18 protein-coding genes are annotated in these 18,546 nt (G+C 56.7%); 8 read left to right on the top strand and 10 right to left on the bottom strand.

Annotated elements, in window-relative coordinates:
- Positions 1–73: 73 nt before the first annotated feature.
- Entirely contained in the window at positions 74–331 is a 258-nt protein-coding gene (locus tag J2125_RS16425; RefSeq protein ID WP_017800816.1) for a hypothetical protein, read from the top strand.
- Positions 332–362: 31 nt separating this feature from the next.
- Here J2125_RS16425 and J2125_RS16420 read toward each other — a convergent pair whose 3' ends face one another.
- On the bottom strand, positions 363–581 hold the full coding sequence (locus J2125_RS16420) for a hypothetical protein (RefSeq protein WP_157819441.1): 219 nt from the start codon (positions 579–581) through the stop codon (positions 363–365).
- Positions 582–763: 182 nt separating this feature from the next.
- Here J2125_RS16420 and J2125_RS16415 point away from each other — a divergent pair, with 182 nt between their 5' ends.
- A complete protein-coding gene (locus J2125_RS16415; protein WP_017800814.1) occupies positions 764–862 on the top strand; it encodes a YoaK family small membrane protein in 99 nt (32 codons plus the stop codon).
- Between the two features lie 29 nt (positions 863–891).
- Here the strand turns inward: J2125_RS16415 and J2125_RS16410 are convergent, their stop codons facing one another.
- The 7 genes from J2125_RS16410 to J2125_RS16380 all read right to left on the bottom strand — a co-directional run bounded on the left by J2125_RS16410 (position 892) and on the right by J2125_RS16380 (position 8,871).
- Complete coding sequence (locus J2125_RS16410) at positions 892–1,935, bottom strand: 2,5-dihydroxypyridine 5,6-dioxygenase NicX family protein (RefSeq protein ID WP_017800813.1); 1,044 nt, start codon at positions 1,933–1,935, stop codon at positions 892–894.
- A 25-nt stretch (positions 1,936–1,960) separates the two neighbouring features.
- Positions 1,961–2,473 (bottom strand): flavin reductase, encoded by a 513-nt coding sequence (locus J2125_RS16405; protein ID WP_017800812.1) that lies wholly within the window; start codon positions 2,471–2,473, stop codon positions 1,961–1,963.
- Positions 2,470–3,570: an AbrB family transcriptional regulator gene (locus J2125_RS16400; RefSeq protein WP_017800811.1), complete on the bottom strand. Its 1,101-nt coding sequence runs from the start codon at positions 3,568–3,570 to the stop codon at positions 2,470–2,472. Before J2125_RS16400 ends, J2125_RS16405 begins: the two co-directional genes overlap by 4 nt.
- Positions 3,571–3,611: 41 nt before the next feature.
- A complete protein-coding gene (locus tag J2125_RS16395; RefSeq protein ID WP_017800810.1) occupies positions 3,612–4,907 on the bottom strand; it encodes an amidase in 1,296 nt (431 codons plus the stop codon).
- Positions 4,894–6,342, bottom strand: coding sequence for an amidase (locus tag J2125_RS16390; protein ID WP_017800809.1), 1,449 nt, complete (start codon positions 6,340–6,342; stop codon positions 4,894–4,896). Before J2125_RS16390 ends, J2125_RS16395 begins: the two co-directional genes overlap by 14 nt.
- Positions 6,343–6,426: 84 nt before the next feature.
- On the bottom strand, positions 6,427–7,896 hold the full coding sequence (locus tag J2125_RS16385; protein WP_040462433.1) for a 4-hydroxyphenylacetate 3-hydroxylase N-terminal domain-containing protein: 1,470 nt from the start codon (positions 7,894–7,896) through the stop codon (positions 6,427–6,429).
- A 549-nt stretch (positions 7,897–8,445) separates the two neighbouring features.
- Positions 8,446–8,871 carry a hypothetical protein gene (locus J2125_RS16380; protein WP_017800807.1) on the bottom strand — a complete coding sequence of 142 codons (426 nt, stop codon included), beginning with the start codon at positions 8,869–8,871 and terminating at the stop codon, positions 8,446–8,448.
- A 109-nt stretch (positions 8,872–8,980) separates the two neighbouring features.
- Here J2125_RS16380 and J2125_RS16375 point away from each other — a divergent pair, with 109 nt between their 5' ends.
- From J2125_RS16375 to J2125_RS16360, 4 genes are read left to right on the top strand one after another with little or no spacing between them, the layout of a single operon-like run.
- Positions 8,981–10,009, top strand: coding sequence for a putative B6 ABC transporter substrate-binding protein (locus J2125_RS16375; RefSeq protein ID WP_026111651.1), 1,029 nt, complete (start codon positions 8,981–8,983; stop codon positions 10,007–10,009).
- A gap of 21 nt (positions 10,010–10,030) precedes the next feature.
- Positions 10,031–11,590, top strand: coding sequence for a putative B6 ABC transporter ATP-binding protein (locus J2125_RS16370; RefSeq protein WP_209499509.1), 1,560 nt, complete (start codon positions 10,031–10,033; stop codon positions 11,588–11,590).
- On the top strand, positions 11,590–12,684 hold the full coding sequence (locus J2125_RS16365; protein WP_017800804.1) for a putative B6 ABC transporter permease subunit 2: 1,095 nt from the start codon (positions 11,590–11,592) through the stop codon (positions 12,682–12,684). Before J2125_RS16370 ends, J2125_RS16365 begins: the two co-directional genes overlap by 1 nt.
- A gap of 1 nt (position 12,685) precedes the next feature.
- A complete protein-coding gene (locus tag J2125_RS16360) occupies positions 12,686–13,618 on the top strand; it encodes a putative B6 ABC transporter permease subunit 1 (RefSeq protein WP_017800803.1) in 933 nt (310 codons plus the stop codon).
- 98 nt (positions 13,619–13,716) lie between these two features.
- On the opposite strand, the gene J2125_RS16355 is transcribed toward J2125_RS16360, so the two are convergent.
- Complete coding sequence (locus J2125_RS16355) at positions 13,717–14,640, bottom strand: Rpn family recombination-promoting nuclease/putative transposase (RefSeq protein ID WP_017800802.1); 924 nt, start codon at positions 14,638–14,640, stop codon at positions 13,717–13,719.
- Between the two features lie 118 nt (positions 14,641–14,758).
- Positions 14,759–15,931 carry a pyridoxamine--pyruvate transaminase gene (ppaT, locus tag J2125_RS16350; protein WP_017800801.1) on the bottom strand — a complete coding sequence of 391 codons (1,173 nt, stop codon included), beginning with the start codon at positions 15,929–15,931 and terminating at the stop codon, positions 14,759–14,761.
- A 273-nt stretch (positions 15,932–16,204) separates the two neighbouring features.
- On the opposite strand from ppaT, the gene J2125_RS16345 reads away from it, so the two are divergent.
- Together J2125_RS16345 and J2125_RS16340 are read left to right on the top strand one after the other, a co-directional pair.
- Positions 16,205–16,978 (top strand): FadR/GntR family transcriptional regulator, encoded by a 774-nt coding sequence (locus tag J2125_RS16345; RefSeq protein ID WP_017800799.1) that lies wholly within the window; start codon positions 16,205–16,207, stop codon positions 16,976–16,978.
- A gap of 24 nt (positions 16,979–17,002) precedes the next feature.
- On the top strand, positions 17,003–18,532 hold the full coding sequence (locus J2125_RS16340; protein WP_017800798.1) for a GMC family oxidoreductase: 1,530 nt from the start codon (positions 17,003–17,005) through the stop codon (positions 18,530–18,532).
- Positions 18,533–18,546: the final 14 nt, after the last annotated feature.

Raw genomic sequence — 18,546 nt, 5'->3', positions numbered from 1 at the left:
AGCGCCAGCTTCCCTTATTAATAGCCAGCGACAGGCCCTCCAACTCTTACTCTCCTGCTAAAGGAAACCTGTTATGGCGATTATTTATATTCCTGCGCTGGTTAAGCTGCTGGTAAGCGCGCAGAACCAGCAATCCACCCCATTATCACGCAGCGACGTGGAGAGGATTCGCGCAAATGCCACTGCCGTCAGCCTGCCCGACCATATCGCGGCCGAGATGACCAAAAACGGTAGCTGGCCGGATATCAATCCGGATCGTTGCTGGGAGGAGTGGCTGGCTTATTGTCAGTTCCGCCGTATCGGTAAAGATCAGCGTATTGGCGTCAGATAGAAAAAGCCATCGTCAGCCGATGGCCGGTGGATTATGCCGTTTTGCTGCAACACAGCGGGCAAACGCGACAGGCGCGATGCTTTTGCTGGGCGTTAACCAGCGCTTCTGCTGCGGTATAAAAGGTGCCGAGAAATGCCCGATCGCGCCTGAGAATGGTGAGCTTCAGGCAGCCGGAACGGTGAACTATTTTAAAGGTATTTGGCTGTGGTTTGTTTTCCAGATAGTAGTAGTCACCCATCATTCTTCTCATTGTGATTTTGTCTGACCGCAGAGAAAGATTAGGTGAAAACCCGCGCGTCATCTTCGCCAGCACGGCCCCGGTTAACACTTTCAGAATTAGCACAGTTCGCCGCAGGGCCGGGCAAAACTGCTGCAGACAAAGCCTGAAGCGGATAGAATATGGCCTCTGGCGAATTCCCCTGAGAGAATAAAATGAATAAAAGAGCGATTGCACCGGCCCTTATCTTTATTGCGGCGGTGGTTTTCTTTGTCTGGTTTATTGCCAGCGGCGCCGCGGTGCCCGGCTCGTAGGGACGGCGTTAACCGCCCCTGCTAACGTCTTAACGCTGATCCTCTGACACCACTTTCCCGTTCAGCGTCATTGGCTCATTATCCAGCGACAGTGAACAGTTACGCAGCGGGATATCCAGATGGCAAGGCGTATCACGCGTGCCGCCCGCTTCGGTGTTTGGCCCGCTGGAGAACAGGAAGTTACCGGCAAAGGCGCGCGCATCCATGCCAATAGTGGACTCGCGATCATAGAGACCCAGCGTGCTCCAGTGCGCACGCGTCATCAATCCCCAGCCAACATGCGCCATGGCATAAGCCTCCGGATCGTTAAACGAATCCATAAAACTACGCATAAACTCGGCGTCAAATCCGCCCTCAATCTGGCGAATATAGCCCTCTTCAATAATCAGCGTCACCGGCTCACGCACATAGCGTTTAAACGGCAGAATGATATCGCCGCTATCAATCACAATTTTACCGTGCGAACTGCCTTCATCAGGCCAGGTGGCGACAAAGCAGCTTGGCCAGTGATCCCACTTGCCCGCCACATCGGAGAAACCGTGCTGAGTCAGTACCGGATAAGCGCCCAGTGCGCAGCGGAAATCGGTACCCGCCGGCGAAGTGACGGTCATCGTTTTCGCCTGTTGCAGGCGTCTGGTGGCGGCCATCGCGCGCTGTTTATCTTCCAGCGTCGGCAGCAGACGCAGCAGAATCTCCGGCGGTTCCACCGCCAGCAGCATGCGGGTGTTGGCTTTCAGAATCTCTTCCTGCTCCGGCGAGAACAGCAGCATCATGGTATCGATAATCAGATCGCTGCTTTTCAGCGCGCTGAGCGCCACTTTATTGGTCTCCAGCGCGGTCTTGCCGACATAGCCCGACTTATCCGGGCTGAGCGCTTTCTCGCCGTTAAGCGGCGGCAGCACCAGACGCGTCACCACTGCGCCCATCAGACCGCAGGCGATTTCACAGGTATTAACCACCTGCGGATGGGAGTCGGTGCTGGTCAGCAGCGTAACCTGTTCACCGGCCTTTAACTGACACAGCGTAAGAACCTGTTGCCAGCCGCTAACCAAATCGCTATCACTTACAGCCATCTTATGCTCCTTAATCAGATTAGGTTCAGGCGATGCTGGCGGTCGCCAGCGAGAAATAGTGACGATCAAAATGCAATAACGGCGTATGTTGCTGACCGAAACGTATCGCCTCGACCGCACCGAAAAACACACTGTGAGTTGAGGTCTGAACACGTTCAGCAATGCGACAATCGATATTCACCAGCGCGCCATCCAGCGCCGGTGCGCCGCTTTCCAGTTCGCTCCAGCTGGCGTGAGAAAAACGTTCGGCAGGTTCCACTCCCGCCTGCCCGGCAAAGATATCCGCCAGAAAACGCTGTTCGGCATTCAGCACATTGACGCAGAAAGCGCCGTTTTCCAGTATTGCGCGATGCGCCTCACCAAAGTGATTAACGCAAATCAGCACCATCGGCGGCGTAACCGTCAGGCTGCATACCGCCGAGGCGGTGAGGCCACGACGTTCATCCCCCTGCCCGGTGGTAATGATATTCACCGCCGTCGCCAGCTGGCGCATGGCGGCACGGAATTGATCTTCGAGAGTATTTTGACCCGTTGTCATAGTTGTTCCTCTTTTTCCCAGCCAGGTAAGCGGCGTAATTGTCGAACAAAAAACGGGGCCCCCAATACCACCACAAACATACGCACGGTTTGCAGGGCCAGAACAAAAGTCACATCCACATGGCTGGCGATAGCGACAATCGCCACCGAGTCGATACTGCCCGGCACCGTAGCCAGAAAAGCCGTCAGCAGATCGACGCCCATTAAATAACTCAGCAGCAATGAAAACAGCGCGCTGAGGCCAATCAGCGCCAGTGACGCCAGCAGCGCCAGCGGGATCAGCCGAATCAGCCGCAGCAGGATCGCGCGGGTAAACTTCAGGCCAACTTCCAGCCCGATAGCGGCAAACGCCAGATTCAGCACCCAGCCCGGCAGCGTCATATGGTAGATATTGCTGGCGCTTAACACCGCGCCGACAATCAGCGGCACCATCATCGCCGCCGCCGGTAAGAAAGCCATATAGCGCGCGGCTAACGGGCCGAGTGCGGCAATCGCCAGCGTGCTGCACAAGGCGCTCAGCGCAATCGGCGTAAAGCTAAACAGTTTCGCGCTGCTGATCACCGCTGCCGGGGTGGCAAACAGATGCGAAACCAGGGTTACCGCCAGCACCACCGCCGCCAGACGAATATATTGCACCAGCGCCACGACGCGACCATCGGCATTGCGTTCATAGGCGATAATCACCATCGCGCTCGACATACCGGGCATTGCCGCCCAGATGGCGGTTTCCGCCGATACTTTGCCGAAATAGCGCAGCCCCCAGCTGATACAAAATGAAAACAGTAAGGTGGCGCAGACCGACAACAGCAGGATCGGCCAGTTGGCAATTACTGACAGCAATATCACCGGCGTCAGATTGGTGGCAATCAGGCAACCGGCAACCCCCTGCGCCAGCAGAAACAGCGGACGCCACAGCTTGCGTTCATTACCGCTGACCGCAAAACAGACCCCGGCCAGCATCGAACCTAATAGTGCTGCTGCCGGGAAATTAATCAGCGTTAACAGCTGAGAAATCGCCGCGGCGAGCATAAACAGCGCGCACCAGTTGAAAAACTGGTTACTGCGCGAGGCCGTAACGGCAGACGCGGTTAGCTTCATACTGATCCTGTTAACACATCGGGCCTGAGAGCGGTGAATGACTAGACGCTGTCGTCCGCTAAATGATCTTCAATCCAGGCCGCACACTGCAGCAGCTGCGCATCCGCGCCGATACGCCCAACCAGCTGAATCCCCAGCGGTAAACCTTTGGGTCCGCGCCCGGCCGGTAAGGTAATGCACGGCGTATGCAGTAACGTCCACGCCTGGTTAAACGCCGGATCGCCGGTTGAACTTAGTCCTTCCGGCGCTTCGCCCGGCGCGGCCAGCGTCAGGAACAGGTCATAACCGTCCATCAGCGCCTGCATGCGCTTGCGCCACTGGCCGATGCTGGCCATCGCCTGCTGATATTGCGCCAGCGTGGTTTCTGCTTTGAAATCGAGAAAACGGCAGGTCACTTCGGTGATCTCCGCGCGGCGATGCTCAAAGGCCAGCGCATGCGCCACTTCCCAGCCCATCACCGCGTCATGCATCGCAAACAGTTCGCTAAAGTGATCCGGCGTCGCCACTTCGCTCACCTGCGCACCTGCGGCCGCCAGACGGCTGGCCGCCGACTCGAGCACCTGCTGCGAATCCGCCCCGGCCTGCGCCCAGTTAGAGGAGCGGAACAGCGCAATGCGCGGCTTATGGCTGGCATCGCCAATATGCAGTTGCGGCTGACTGGCCAGTTGCGCGCTGGCAAAACCGGCATCGCGTACGTTGCGGGTGATCACCCCGATGGTATCCAGCGAGTGCGACAGCACCTTGGCGCCGGTGCTGTTAATGGTGCCGAAACTCGGTTTATAACCGACCACGCCGCAGTAAGAGGCCGGACGAATAATCGATCCTGAAGTTTGCGTACCGTAGGCCACCTGCGCCATATTGGCGGCGACTGCCGCGCAGGATCCGCTGGAAGAACCGCCTGGCGTATGCGCGGGATTATGCGGATTACGAGTCTGATTCGGGCTGGCCATGGCAAATTCAGTGGTCACCGTTTTGCCAAGAATAATGGCGTCGGCCCGGCGCGCCATCGCCACACAGCTGGCATCCCAGGCGGGACGAAAACCGCTGTACAACGCCGAACCATAACCGGTTGGCAAATCGACGGTATCAATCACATCTTTGACGCCAATGGCTACGCCAGCCAGCGCTCCTTTGTGTGGACGGCTATCCAGCAATTGCGCCGCCTGTAGCGCCTGTTCCGCCGCCAGCGTTTGCCATGCCAGAATCACCGGTTCACGCCGGACGATCTCCGCCTGACGCGCCTCAATGGCCGCCGTAGCGCTAAGTTCCCCGGCTTGTATTTTTGCCGCCAGTGCGCGGGCAGTTAAAGCAAGAATGGCCTGCTCAGTCAGAGACATGCGGGACTCCTGAATGGATAGAAGGACGGCGCTTAAACCACGGCTGCACCAGCTCCAGCTGACCAGCCAGCGCAAACAGCGTGGCTTCTTCGCCAAAGGCCGCGCCAAAATGGACGCCAATTGGCAATCCACGGGTGGAGATTCCCAGCGGAACGCTCATTGCCGGGCAACCGGCGGCATTAAACACGCAGGTAAAGGGACCGTGTTGCCAGAAGCGCTGATAAAAAGCATCAAGATCGCGGGTATCGCCCTGCATCTCACCGAGCAGCGGCGCAGTTTCGCTGGTGACCGGCGATAACAGAATGTCGTACTGACTGAAGAATTGCCCCATGGCGCGCGCCATTGCATGCAGTTGATTAATCGCCCACAGATAGTCGAGGCCGCGCCACTGTTGTCCTTCAAGGATCCACTGCTGATTAACCGGCTCCAGCAGTGACAGCGGATCGGCGATACCGCGTGCGGCGGCAAAACTGTTCATGCCACTGGCGACATTGACGCCAAGGATAATGCGCCAGGCGCGCATCAGGGCTTCGATGTCATAGGCGCAAACCGCAGGTTCCACCTGGTGGCCAAGCGTGCTGCACAGGCTTGCCGCTTCATTCACCACCCGCAGAATATCCGGGTCAATCGCATGACCTAATGGCGAATGGGTGATCAGCCCGATGCGCAACGAACGCGGTGGCTGGCTGACCGCCTGTAAAAAACTGGCGGCGCTGGCAGGTGCGGCATAGGGATCGCCGCGATCGGCGCCAGCACTGGCATCCAGCAGAGCGGCGTTATCACGCACCGACCAGCTGACCGCATGCGGCGTCGACATACCGGCAATCGCTTCAACCGCCACCGGCCCCAGTGGATTACGCATCCGGCTGGGTTTAAAACCAAACAGGCCACAGTGCGAAGCCGGTACGCGTGTCGAACCGGCACCATCGGAGGCATTGGCCAGCGGCATCCAGCCGGCAGCCACCGCCGCCGCAGAGCCGCCGGAAGAGCCCCCCGGCGTACGCTGCAGATCCCACGGATTACGCGTGGCGCCATACGCCAGCGGTTCAGTGGTAAAACTAAGGGCAAATTCCGGCGTATTCGATTTTCCCAGCAACAGTAAACCCGCCTGGCGATAACGTGCAATCAGCGTGCTGTCCTGCGCCGAAACCACTCCACTGAACAGGTGCGAGCCGCTGGAAAGCGGCTGTCCGCTGACCTCAAAACCGGTGTTTTTAATCAGCATCGGCACGCCAGCAAAAGGCCCGTCTGGCAGACCCTGGCGCAGCTGCTGCCGCGCCATCTCATAAGCCGGATGCACCACCGCATTCAGTGCCGGATTACCGCGTTCACACAGGGTAATTGCCGTTTCCAGCACCTCCTGCGCACTGATCTCACGCTGACGAATCAGCTGCGCCAGCCCCAGGCCATCATAGTCTGCATACTCGTTAAACATGCGCGTCCCCGACATCGATAATGACGCGCAAAAGCACAACGGCTCTCACGCGTATTCGCCATCGCCACAGAAAAAACGTGGCGATCAGACCAGCCCTGCCAGCTTCTTCACCTGGTCAACAAACACATCACGTTTTACTTCTTCATACAGACGGGCACGCAGACGCGGCGCCGGGCTGGAGTTGACGTTTTCAAACAGCGCGACGCGGCCTGCCAGCGAACTGGTGGTCATATCCCAGATAAAGTTCATCAGCTGCTCTTTTTCCATTGCGCTGGCGCCATGACCGACCAGCAGATCGCGCAGGTAGTGGCCGATATCCGGGTTATCAAACGCCGCTTTGCCAAAGCGCATCACCAGGCCCTGTCCGCACATCTCCTGCAACACGTGAATAATGCGCGGGTAGTGCTGAATCGAGTAGAGACGCCCGGTGGTTAACATGCCGACATCCGGCGCCATCACCTCGCCTTCGGTCATCTGTGCTTTGGCTTCCGCCGCATAAACAAAGGCGCGCAGAGTCTGCGCATATTCGATCAGTTCCCCCAGCATCGCCTGCACCGCCGGAATACGGCCAGTCCCCAGCACATCCAGCACCAGCTGGCCCGCGCCGACAAACAGCTCCGCTTTGACCGCCAGACGGGTTAACACATGCCAGTGCGCAAAGGTGCAGACCGGGCCGTAATACTGCATCGCCGTCGGATCGCCGAGGTTAAAGATGCGCTCGGTGGGCACAAACACATTGTCGAAAATAATAAACTGGTCAGCTTCTTCACCGAGGCGGGCAATCGGATGATCGAAAGGATCGGCGCCAGGATGGGAAACCATTTCACGGGAAATTAAGCGAATCCCTTCCGAATTAATCGGCACCGATCCCCAGATACAGGCTTCCGCTGGCGTTTCCTGAATGCCACCAAGGTTGGTGAAGAAAATTTCATTGGCCTGCGCGGCGATCGAGCCGACAGTTTTGGCGCCGGAGACACGGATACCACCGCGTTCAATGCTTTTAACCCGCAGCAGCGAGGCTTCGCCCGCTTTCGGTGATGAGCGATCGGTTTGCGGTCCGGCAAGGCTTTCCGATGCTGTCAGGTTATTGTCGCGACCATAAGCCAGATAGCGTTCGATATTTTCCGCGAAGTCAGGCTGGCAGCCATCAAAGGTGGATTTTTTCGCTTTAAAGGTTGGCAGATAAGCATACAGTCCCACAGCAATCGCCGGCGCCAGATCCGGCGGACGACCAAAAGTGCCGCCGGTTTTTAATGAGGTGTACTCGATCATCTTGCGACGATCCTGCAGTTCGGTAATGGTGCGCGGGATCTGCCAGGCGCGGCTATAGACATCGCCGCTGACGCTATCGGTGACAGTGGTGGCGTCCGCGTGTTCGGCGGTAAACTGATCGTCGAACATCGATGCCAGTAAGTCGATGCCGGCAGAAAGCGCCGGTTCATCAGTGACCTTCTCCAGTTTTTTGCCGTTTACCCACAGCTGGCGGCCATCATCTAACGAAGCTTTGAACTCCGCGCCGGTTTTCAGTTTTTGTTGTGCTACGCCTTTCAACATCGCTTCCACTGGCTACCCCCTGAGTTTAAGAACCTGTTACGGCACTGAACGCCCGGTGCCGTACTGAACAGCAAAACCAATAACTCAACCATTTCCGGGAATTCCTCTGGTGCTGGCCTGCCCGGTACAGCCAGAAAAACACAACAACAGAAATATTTCAACCAATAATAGCGAGCATAAAAGTATTGGTTAAAAAAAATTAAGCGATGAATAACCGTGCGAAAACAGTAAAAAAACGCCAAAAGAAAAGTAAAAATAAACCATTAAAAACAATTAAATAACCAAATTAAGGCCAGATAAATCCCGCGTAAGATCGCCGGCTCAATCAATGCAGCCAATGGAAAACTCTATGACCTTTCGCCTTATGATAACCAAACGATCTGGATCAACCAAAGATATTGGTTGCATATTGGTTATAGCGATAGCTTAATGAAATGCATCTGAGTATTGCTGCAGTGACCTGAACAGCGTAAGTCAGTGATTACGCTGTTTCATTCCGTTAACTGGCCAGGCGCGGAGGGGATAATGGCAGGAAGAGAGTCTGATCTGTCAGCTTACTGGCTGGCACTGCGTACTGTGCGCCGCTTCGCGACAGTTAAACTGGTGCGACTGCGGCGTCTGCTGACGCCGATCGGGCAGCGTAAACTGATAGCGGGTTTGCCAGCTGGCGCCCTGCTGACCACACCAGAAGCGCTGCACCGGCAGGCGATCCTGCTGCTGGTTAAGAATAAACACTTCACCGCTGCGCGTGTTTTTCCACAGTGCGGCTTGCAGGGTTCTGCCCGGCAGAATATCGCCCAGCGCCACCGAGTACCAGTGTGCGGTAGAGACTTCACAAGACAAAGGCTGCTGGCCCTGATTATTTACCGCAATAATAAATTTATCGAGGCCTTGTGTGCCCCGTTCAATATGCAGCGTTTCCTCTGCGTGCAGCGGAGATAAAATTATAATGGCAGAAATAAACAACCAGCTCATTCGCATGGTAACTCCCGGGATAAAGGAAACGGCCAGATAACATCGCCAGACGAATAAAATATTTAATTAATTAAAGACAATGTCAACAATAATATTAATGAGGAAACAGATGATGAGAAGTTGGCAAAATTTGCATCGCGTGCTGTTAGTTAGTCTGTTTTTTTGCGCCACCAGTTATGCCGCAGAGATTAAATCGATTGCTATTTTAAGCCCGGAACCCGGCACCGATTTTGGCTGGAACCAGCAGGGAATTGACGCCGCCAAAGCGGCCGGGGCCAAAGCGGGCGTTAAAGTGATGGTGGCGGAAAACCTCGGCTATGGCGATATCCGTCCGGCGCTGCGCGATCTGATTGACGATGGCGCTCAGCTGCTGATTGCCCATGCCAGCGGTTACAACCAGGCGGCGCCAGAAATTGGCCAGCAGAGTAACGTGCCGGTGGCGGTCACCGACAGCCCGGCATCACTGAAAGCCGGGCTGGTCGCCGACTATACCGTCAGCGGCCATGAAGGCGCTTATCTGGCCGGGGCGCTGGCGGCGAAAATGACCCGTAGCGGCACGATCGGCGTAGTGGTCTCAGGCGAACCGCCATCATGGAATGCGCAATCAAACGCCTTTATTCGCGGCGCACGCGCCACCAAAGCCGATATCAAAATTCGCTATGCGGTGATTGGTCCGGCGGCCTATAGCGACGCCGCAGGCGGCAAACGCGTCACCTCCTCGGTGATTGCCGCCGGCGCCGATATTATCTTTGGTCAGGGCAATGGCTCCAGCTTTGGCATGTTGCAGGCGGTAGAAACCGCGAAAGCCGCAGATGGCGGTAAAGTCTGGTTTATCGATGTGATTGGCGATAAATCGAAAATTGATAAAGGCAATTTATTAAGTTCGGTATTATGGAATTTAACCCCGGTATTTACTGCCATGATCGGTGATTTAAAAGCAGATAAATATGGCAGCCATAATTACACCACCTCTTTAGCTGACGGTTCGATCAGTTTATTAAAAACCGCGCATATTCCGGATGACGTCTGGCAGAGTGTCAATCAGTTAAAAGATCAGATTATTGCCGGAAAAATCAAAATACCGGCCGAATATGATGCCAAATCCCTGCATGACTTATTAAACGCCGGTAAGTCTTAATTTGCTGATTAGCCGGAGGCCATGATGAGTGAATTATTGTCCGCTCCCCTGCCCGCGCTGTCGGTCAGGCAGATAACCAAACGTTTTCCCGGCATTGTTGCCAACAATCAGGTGGATTTTGCCCTGTGGCCCGGCGAGGTGCATGTGCTGCTGGGAGAGAATGGCGCCGGGAAATCCACCCTGGTGAGTATGCTGGCAGGTCTGTTACAGCCGGATGAGGGCAGCATCGAGCTGGAGGGGCAAATTCGCACGATTAACTCGCCACAACGGGCGCTGGATCTGGGGATTGGCACGGTATTCCAGCACTCAATGATGGTGCCGTCGCTATCGGTAGTCGATAACTTTGCGCTGGGTCAACGCTGGTGGAAACGCCCGCCACGCGCGCATTTCGCCGCAGAAATTCAGCGCGTCAGCCAGCAAATTGGCGTTAACGTTAATCCTTATGCTGAGGCCGGTTCGCTGTCGCTGGGTGAACAGCAGCAGGCGGAAATCGTCCGTACTCTGCTGCGCGGTAGCCGGGTGCTGATTCTCGATGAAGCAACCGCGATGCTGACGCCGCAAAACGCCAGCGAGCTGGGACAGCTGATGCGTCGGCTGGTGGCGCAGGGTTTAGCGGTGGTGTTTATCACTCACAAACTCAATGAAGCGCTGGACTGGGGCGACCGCATCTCGGTACTGCGACTCGGGCGCAAAGTGGGCGAAATTACGCCGGATAATTTGCGGGCATTACACCGTGAAGAGGCGACCCGTCAGGTCGTGCAACTGATGTTTAACCTCGATCCTTCGCTGAGCAGTGAAGTAGCGGGTGGTGTACGCCACAGCAGCTGCCAGCCAACAGCAAAACCGGTGCTGGAAATTCATGCGCTGGAAGTCAGCGATAAGCTGGTGCCGGTCAGCCGTGTTGAGCTGCGTATCCGTCCCGGCGAAATCGTTGGCGTCGCCGGTATTGATGGCAACGGCCAGAAACAGCTGGCGGAGGCGATTGCCGGTCAGCGTCCATTAAGCAGCGGCCGTATCTGGCTGGATGGCGAGTCGATAGAAAATTGCTCCATCGGTGAACGACGGCGGCGCGGTTTACGCTATGTCACTGATAACCGGCATGGCGAAGGCACGGTCAGCACCTTTCCGGTCGCCACTAATCTGCTGTTAAAACAGATTGGCGAAGCGCCGTTCTGGCGTCATGGCATTGAACAGTCGGCGGAAATTGCCCGCTGGAGCGCCGCGCGTATCCGTGAATATGATATTCGCGTACCGCAAACCGACACCCCGATCGGTAAGCTTTCCGGCGGCAATATTCAAAAAGCGGTGCTGGCGCGCGAACTTGGCGATACGCCACGGGCGGTGATCTTCTCCAAACCCACCTACGGACTGGATCTGCAGAATATCCGCTCAACCCGTCGCCGCATCCGCGAATCTGCCGCCGCCGGTAGCGCCGTGATGCTGATTTCCACCGATCTGGAAGAGATTCTTGAGCTGGCCGACCGCATCGCGGTGATGTCGCAAGGCCAGATTGTCGGCATTGTCGACAACGATCCTGCCGCCCGTAGCCGGGTGGGTGAATTGATGAGTGGAGTGCATTAATGAGCAGTCAATCCGGACCCACTGGCCTGACAACGTCAGGCGTCGCCTTTCCGCCGTGGATCAAACGGTGGCTGACCCGGCTCAGTTTTTCACTGGCGCCACTGCTGATTGCGCTGCTGATCACCGGCAGTCTGCTGCTGGTGATGGGGGTGAATCCGCTGGAGTATTACAGCTATATCGTGCGCAAAGGGCTGCTGACCCCGTCCGGGCTGGACGCCACCTTAACGCGGATGGGCCCGCTGTTACTGATTGCTGCCAGCCTGATCGTCGCTTTTCGCGCCGGGCTGTGGAACCTGGGTGGTGACGGCCAGTTCCTGCTCGGCGCGGTGACATCCTCCGCGCTGGCCCCTGCGCTGCTCGCCTGGGGGGCGCCGGTATGGCTGGCCCTGCTGCTGGCGATGCTGGCGGCGGCAGTGGTCGGCGGCGTCTGGGCGTTATTGCCCGGTCTGCTAAAAGCCTGGCAAAATATCAATGAAATCATTACCACCATGATGATGTCGTTTCTCGGTATTTCGCTGGCAAATGTGCTGGTAAAGCTGGTGTTTTTTGATCCCAGCACCACCGTGCCGCAAACCCGTACCCTGCCGTGGGAAGATCGCTTACCCATGCTGTTTGGCAGCCATATCTCCAGCGGGTTACTGCTCGGTCTGCTGGCGATTCTGGCGGTGCACTGGATGATGACGCGCACCGCCTTTGGTCTGCAACTGCGCGTGGTGGGCGCTAATCCGCAAGCGGCAATCCATGCCGGGATTTCCGTGAGCCTGCTGACGCTGGCAGTATTTGCCCTCTCGGCTGCCCTTGCCGGTCTGGCTGGCGCAGTGGAAATTATGGGAGTGCAGGGCAATGTGCGCGCCGACTGGAATCCGGCCTATGGCCTGGTGGTGGTGCCGCTGGTGTTTCTGGCGCGTTTTAACGGCTTTGGCACCATTGCGTTTGTCTTTCTGTTTTCCATGCTGTCGATTGGCAGTGAAAGTGCCGCGCGCCGCATGGATATTCCCAACCATTTCACGCTGGTTACGGTTGCGGTACTGATGCTGGTGCTGGGACTGACCGAATGTGTTGAACAGCGTCAACGACAAAAAGTGAGGGGATAGCATGGATCTGTTTACGGTTGGCTTTCTGACTTCACTGCTGCTGGGCGCAGTCACCGCTGGTGTGCCGCTGCTGCTGGCTGGTCTCGGTGAACAGCTGTCGGAAAAAGCGGGCGTCCTGAACATCGGCCTTGAAGGCATGATGCTTAGCGGCGGTTACCTGGGTTTTTACGTAGCCTGGCAGAGCCAGTCAATGGGATTAGGTCTGCTGGCGGGCGGTCTCGCCGGAGCCCTGACCGGCGGACTGATGGCGCTGCTGTGCGTCTGGTGGCGACTGAATCAGATTGTGGTCGGTATCGCCATCACGCTGGGCGCCGAGGGCGCGACCGCTCTGCTGCACTACTTTCAGTTTAGCCGCACCTATCCGCGACTGGGTAATATCGAAAGCTGGGCGATTCCCGGGCTCAGCAATATTCCGGTGCTCGGCCAGGCGCTGTTTAATCAGCCGCTGATTATCTATCTGGCAGTACTGGCGGTGCCGCTGTTTGCCATGATCTATCGCGGCACGCTGGCCGGTTTATATCTGCAGGCGGCAGGCGATAAACCTGCGGCGCTGGATGCCGCTGGCGTCAATGTATTGCGCACGCGTACGCTGGCGGTGCTGATCACCGGACTGTTTGCCGGTCTGGGCGGCGCGTTTATGTCTCAGGTCGGCGCGGGCATTTTTGTTCCCTTTATGACCCAGGGCAACGGCTTTATCGGCATCGTGTTAGCGATGCTGGCGCGCGGCAAACCGTTGTGGGTGCTGGCGGGCGCGCTGCTGTTTGGTTGCTGCCTGTCGATGACCACTGCGCTGCAGGTGCTGGGGGTGGATGTGCCGACCGATGTGATTCAGATGCTGCCATTTATTACCGTGATGCTGGTGCTGTTGCTGTTTGGCCGCCGCGCCAGTTTACCGGCGGCGCTTGGCGCGCCCTATATTCGCGGCGCGCGTTAAACCTGTACTGGCCGTAGCTACCGTTTTGACGTAAAGCGGTAGCTGCATAGTTTTTGCGCCGCGGCGGCTTGAGCGATATGGAAAAATTTGACCGCAGGTTATAAGTGACGGGCTTGATTCAGTTCATCTTCCGTCAGGCCGGTCATTTCCATCACATCAGCAAGCGCCAGCCCCCGGGACAACATTTTGCGTGCGACTTCCAGTATACCTTCCAGACGCCCTCTCTCGAGACCTCGTTCCAGACCTCGTTCCAGACCTCGCTTCAGACCTTTCTGCTCCAGCTTTTCTGCCATCGTCATCATCATTTCCTCATATTGTCCGGCCCGCTTTGCCAGCGCGCGGATAAATGCTTCCGGGTCCGCCGTTTCTCCCACCTGCAGCAGATAATTCATCGCTACAGTCACCAGCATATCGGTAGTGTAATCACTTGTTATCAGCGTTGCCAGCGGCTCCAGCAGCTTCATCAGGTCGCGTTCGCGAATATTTTTCTGCAGAAACTCCAGCAACGCCACCCCTTTGTGCGACATGATCTCATCGTTGGAGATCACTGTAACGTCCACCAGCGGAAAATCACCGCCGTAGACGCGCGCGGCCAGCTCCGGGTCATCAAAAGCCTGTAGCCAGTTCATCGGGTAAGGATAAGGGCTGGTAGTACCGTGGTAAAACAGGATGGGGATTACCAGCGGCAGACGATGATGCCCGGCATCAAGATGACGCTGCATCGCCGCGATGGCGTAGCGCATCAGCCTGAAGGTCATATGCCTGTCGGGCGAGCTCTGATGTTCTATCAGGCAGTGGATGTACCCTTCCCCGCGAACCGTTTTCAGCGAATACAACACGTCCGAATAGAACGCACGCAAATCCTCTTCAACAAAACTGCATGATTCCAGATGAAGTGTTGCCAAATCGCAATGCTTTAGCAGCGCCGGCGGCAGATGGATTTGCAGAAAATCCCTTGCGGCTGCAGGGTAAGTAAGAAACTGTTTAAAGACCGCATCATGCGGTGTAGGGGTTGCACCCATTCCGTGGCTCCTGTCATCCAGATTGACCTGCGCAGAATTTAACACATCTGATTAGCGGTTAAAATACAACCAGATATATTGATTTCGCACAGCAGCGCCGGTTTATAACTGACCATGATTAGCCAATCACCGCCATTGCCGCCGCCACGCCAGCGCCAATATCCAGCTGCGGCTCGCGTAGCTGATTAAGTGCCCCCGCCAGTGCGGTCAGCGCAATAATCGCAAACATCGGTTGCGCAGTCGGCCCCATATGGCCGACACGCAATACCTTGCCCAGCGTTTCACCGCGCCCTGACGAAAACATCACGCCATAACACTCACGCGCGCGCAGTCGCCATTGCGCTTCATTTACCCCGTCGGGCACGCGTATCGCAGTTGCCGTTGGTGAAGCAATGCTTTCATCCGCCGCCCACAGGCTAAGTCCCATCGCCTGAATCCCGGCGCGAAATGCCTGTGCGGTTAGCCTGTGGCGCGCCCAGACCTGCGCTGGCCCCTCCTGCAAATAACCGTCCAGCGCCGCCTCCAGCCCGTTGATCTCCGCCACTGATGGGGTATACGGAAAAGGTTTTTCCGCTGACCAGGCATCACGCCAGTCGAGCAGGCTGAGTACCGACGCACGCGGCGCAGCGTCATTGGCCTCGATTTTCCGCCAGGCAGCGTCAGATACCGCCACCAGGCTTAAGCCCGGCGGACAGCCGAGACATTTATTGGGGCCGGTAATAAACAGGTCCGCCTGGCAACTGGCCGCCGTCACCGCCACACCGGCAAACGAAGAAACCGCATCCACCAGCAGCAATTTGCCATGTTTTTTCACCACCCGCCCAATTTCATCCAGTGGGTTTAGGGTGCCGGACGGCGTGTCATGGTGGCAAACCACCACCACGGTAATCTGCGGATGACGACTAAGCCATGCATCAACCGCGACAGGATCAATCACCTGATTAAATTCAACGCGCAGCTCCTCAACCTGACGCGAATAGCGCCGCGCCCACTCAGAGAAACCGGCGGCATATACGCCGGAAACCAGATTCAGCACCATATCCTCAGCGCTAAGCAGCGATGCCGCCGCGGCTTCCAGCGCCAGTACCGGTTCACCCTGTAAGATCAGCGGCGGCGTGGCGCTTTCCAGCGCCTGTGCGGCCTTCAGGCTGACGCGTTCAAAGCAGTTCTGAAAAGCCGGGTCGTAGTCGTACCAGACCGGCATCGATAATGCCCGCGACACCGCCGGATAGACATCAACCGGACCGGTAGTCAGGGTAAATAACGGCTGGGCAAAGGCGGAACGCATCATAACCTCACAGGATAATGGCCAGACAGATCTTCACATTATGTCCCGCAACCTTAAAAATCAACCATTTCATAAATGGTTTTATTAGCACCATTTTTTCGGTTATGATAACTAAAAAACGCGGCCAGCCAATACTGAAACGCAAGAATCACAATTTATCCATATGTTTTTAAATGATTTTACTATCTAACCTATTTAACTGGTTGCATAACATGGATAATCGACATCAACTCTGCCCTGACGATCACGGGTACAGAAAACTGACAGGATCGCCTTATGACAACCATTAAATCTGCGGCAACCCGCTCACCGGTCAAGGAGAAGCAGCAGGAGAAGCTGGAACACCTTGTCAGTGAGATCAAAAAGCTGACCCAGACCAAAGGGATGTTACCGGCGGAGCGCGTGCTGGCCGGAAAACTGAATATCAAGCGCCATCTGCTGCGCTCAGCTTTACAACTGATGCGCGACCGCGGTGAGATCCCACCCGCACGTCCGGGCCGCCGCACCAGCGAGCCAAAAGCAAAAAGCCGCGTGGAGAAAGGCAGCAACCACAGCAATACGCCACAGGATGCGGTCAGTAATTTTATTGGCAGTGATCTGGTGCGATCCACCAATCCGCTGGAAGTGATGGAGATGCGCATGATGCTGGAACCGGCGCTGGCCAGACTGGCGGCATTACGCGCCTCGCCAGAAGAGATTGCGGCAATTAAGGCCGCCGCCAGCACGCCAGATGATCTGACCCCCAGCGAAGCCGACCAGCGTTTTCATCGCGCGATTGCCACTGGCTCACGTAACAGTCTGGTCAGCGAACTCTTTGTGTTGCTGAACCAGGTGGCCAGCGACAGCCGCCTGCGCTTTGCGCAAAGTGATGAAGAGACCACCCATGACCGTATCGCACAGCGAGACCAGGAACACCATCTGATTGCCGATGCCATCGCCAGCCGCGATTGCGACGGCGCCGAACGCGCCATGTGGCAGCACCTGGCGGTTGTGCAACAAAAAATCATCAGTCGCTTAGGTTTTGCACCTTCGAAGAAGGATTACGCCTGAGATCACCAGTAACGGGGGAAAGGTATGCGTCATTTTGATGTGCTGGTCATTGGTGGCGGTTCCGCAGGTTCAGTACTGGCCGCGCGTTTTTCAGAAAACCCGGATTGCCAGGTGGCGTTGCTTGAGGCTGGTGAATGGCCGACGGATCCGGATATCGCTAAGCCCGCGATGTGGCCGCTGATTCAGGGCAGAGCCTATGACTGGCAATACGCAACCTTAGCGCAATCCGGCACCGCAAACCGTATCCATCCCTGGCCACGTGGCCGTACCGTCGGCGGCTCCAGCTGCTTACACGCGATGGCGCATGTGCGTGGTCATCAGGATGATTTTGCCGCCTGGGCGCAGGCCACCGGTGATGACAACTGGTCATGGCAGGGTCTGCTGCCGTGGTTTATCAAAAGTGAGCGCTTTTCTGGCGGCGCCAGCGCGGTGCATGGCGCTGATGGTCCGTTAGATGTCTGGCTGCCAGATGCAGAGGTTCATCCGCTGGTGAAAAGCTATATGCAGGCCGGACTGAATCAGGGTGCGCCCTGGCTTGGCGATCATAACCGCGGACAGTTGTGCGGCGTCGCACCCAACTCGCTGACCATCCGTCAGGGCGAGCGGGTGTCAGCTGCCGATGCCTGGCTGAAACCGGCAGGTGAACGCCATAACCTGACACTGTTGTTACACACCGAAGTGGAAAAGCTGCTGCTCGAAGGCAATAAAATTAGCGGTGTGAACTGTATTATTGCCGGTCAAGCGGAGACCCTTTCGGCAGATAACGTGATTGTTGCCGCCGGGGCCCTGGCCTCGCCAGCCCTGCTGATGCGATCCGGTATTGGCTGCGCCAGTGAACTGGAGGCATTGGGGATCAGCTGTCAGCTGCCGCTGGCGCAGGTGGGTAAAAATCTGCATGACCATCTGCTGGCGGCGGGCAATGTGTGGCTGGCGCGTCAGCCGATTGGCAAAACCCGCTTACAACACTCGGAATCCCTGATGTATCTGCATTCGGCGGATATAACCCGGCGCGATGTCCAGCCGGATATTGTACTCGGCTGTGTCTGTGCGCCTTCAGTTGCCGACAGCTTTCCGCAGCCGGAACCGGGCACCACCTATACCCTGCTGTGTGGTGTTACCCGCCCCACCAGTCGCGGACAAATTACGCTCAGCGGCCCACACCGCAACGATAAATTACTGATCGACCCGGCTTATCTGCAAACAGAACATGACCGCCAGACTTTTATTAAAGCGCTAAAAATTGCCCGCCAGATTGGCAATGACGCAGCACTGAGTCCGTGGCGGGAAAAAGAGTGGCTGCCGGGAGAGCAGGTGCAGGATGATGCCGCGCTTAGCGAGTTTATTTCGCGGGCAGTGATTACGCATCATCATCCGGTAGGCACCTGTCAGATGGGAAAAACCGCGCAGGATTCGGTGGTGGATGGACGGCTGCGTATCCATGGTGTGGATAATGGTTATGTGGTGGATGCGTCAGTGATCCCCACCATTACCTGTGGTCCGGTTCATGCGGCGATCCTGGCGATTGCCGAGTCATTTGCCGGACGTTTCCGGTAGTTCCTTAAGTGCCT

Source organism: Winslowiella toletana, assembly GCF_017875465.1.
Classification (GTDB): Bacteria; Pseudomonadota; Gammaproteobacteria; order Enterobacterales; family Enterobacteriaceae; genus Erwinia; species Erwinia toletana.
The sequence above is the reverse complement of the archived record's forward strand: the minus strand, read 5'-3'. Positions and strand labels throughout refer to the sequence as shown.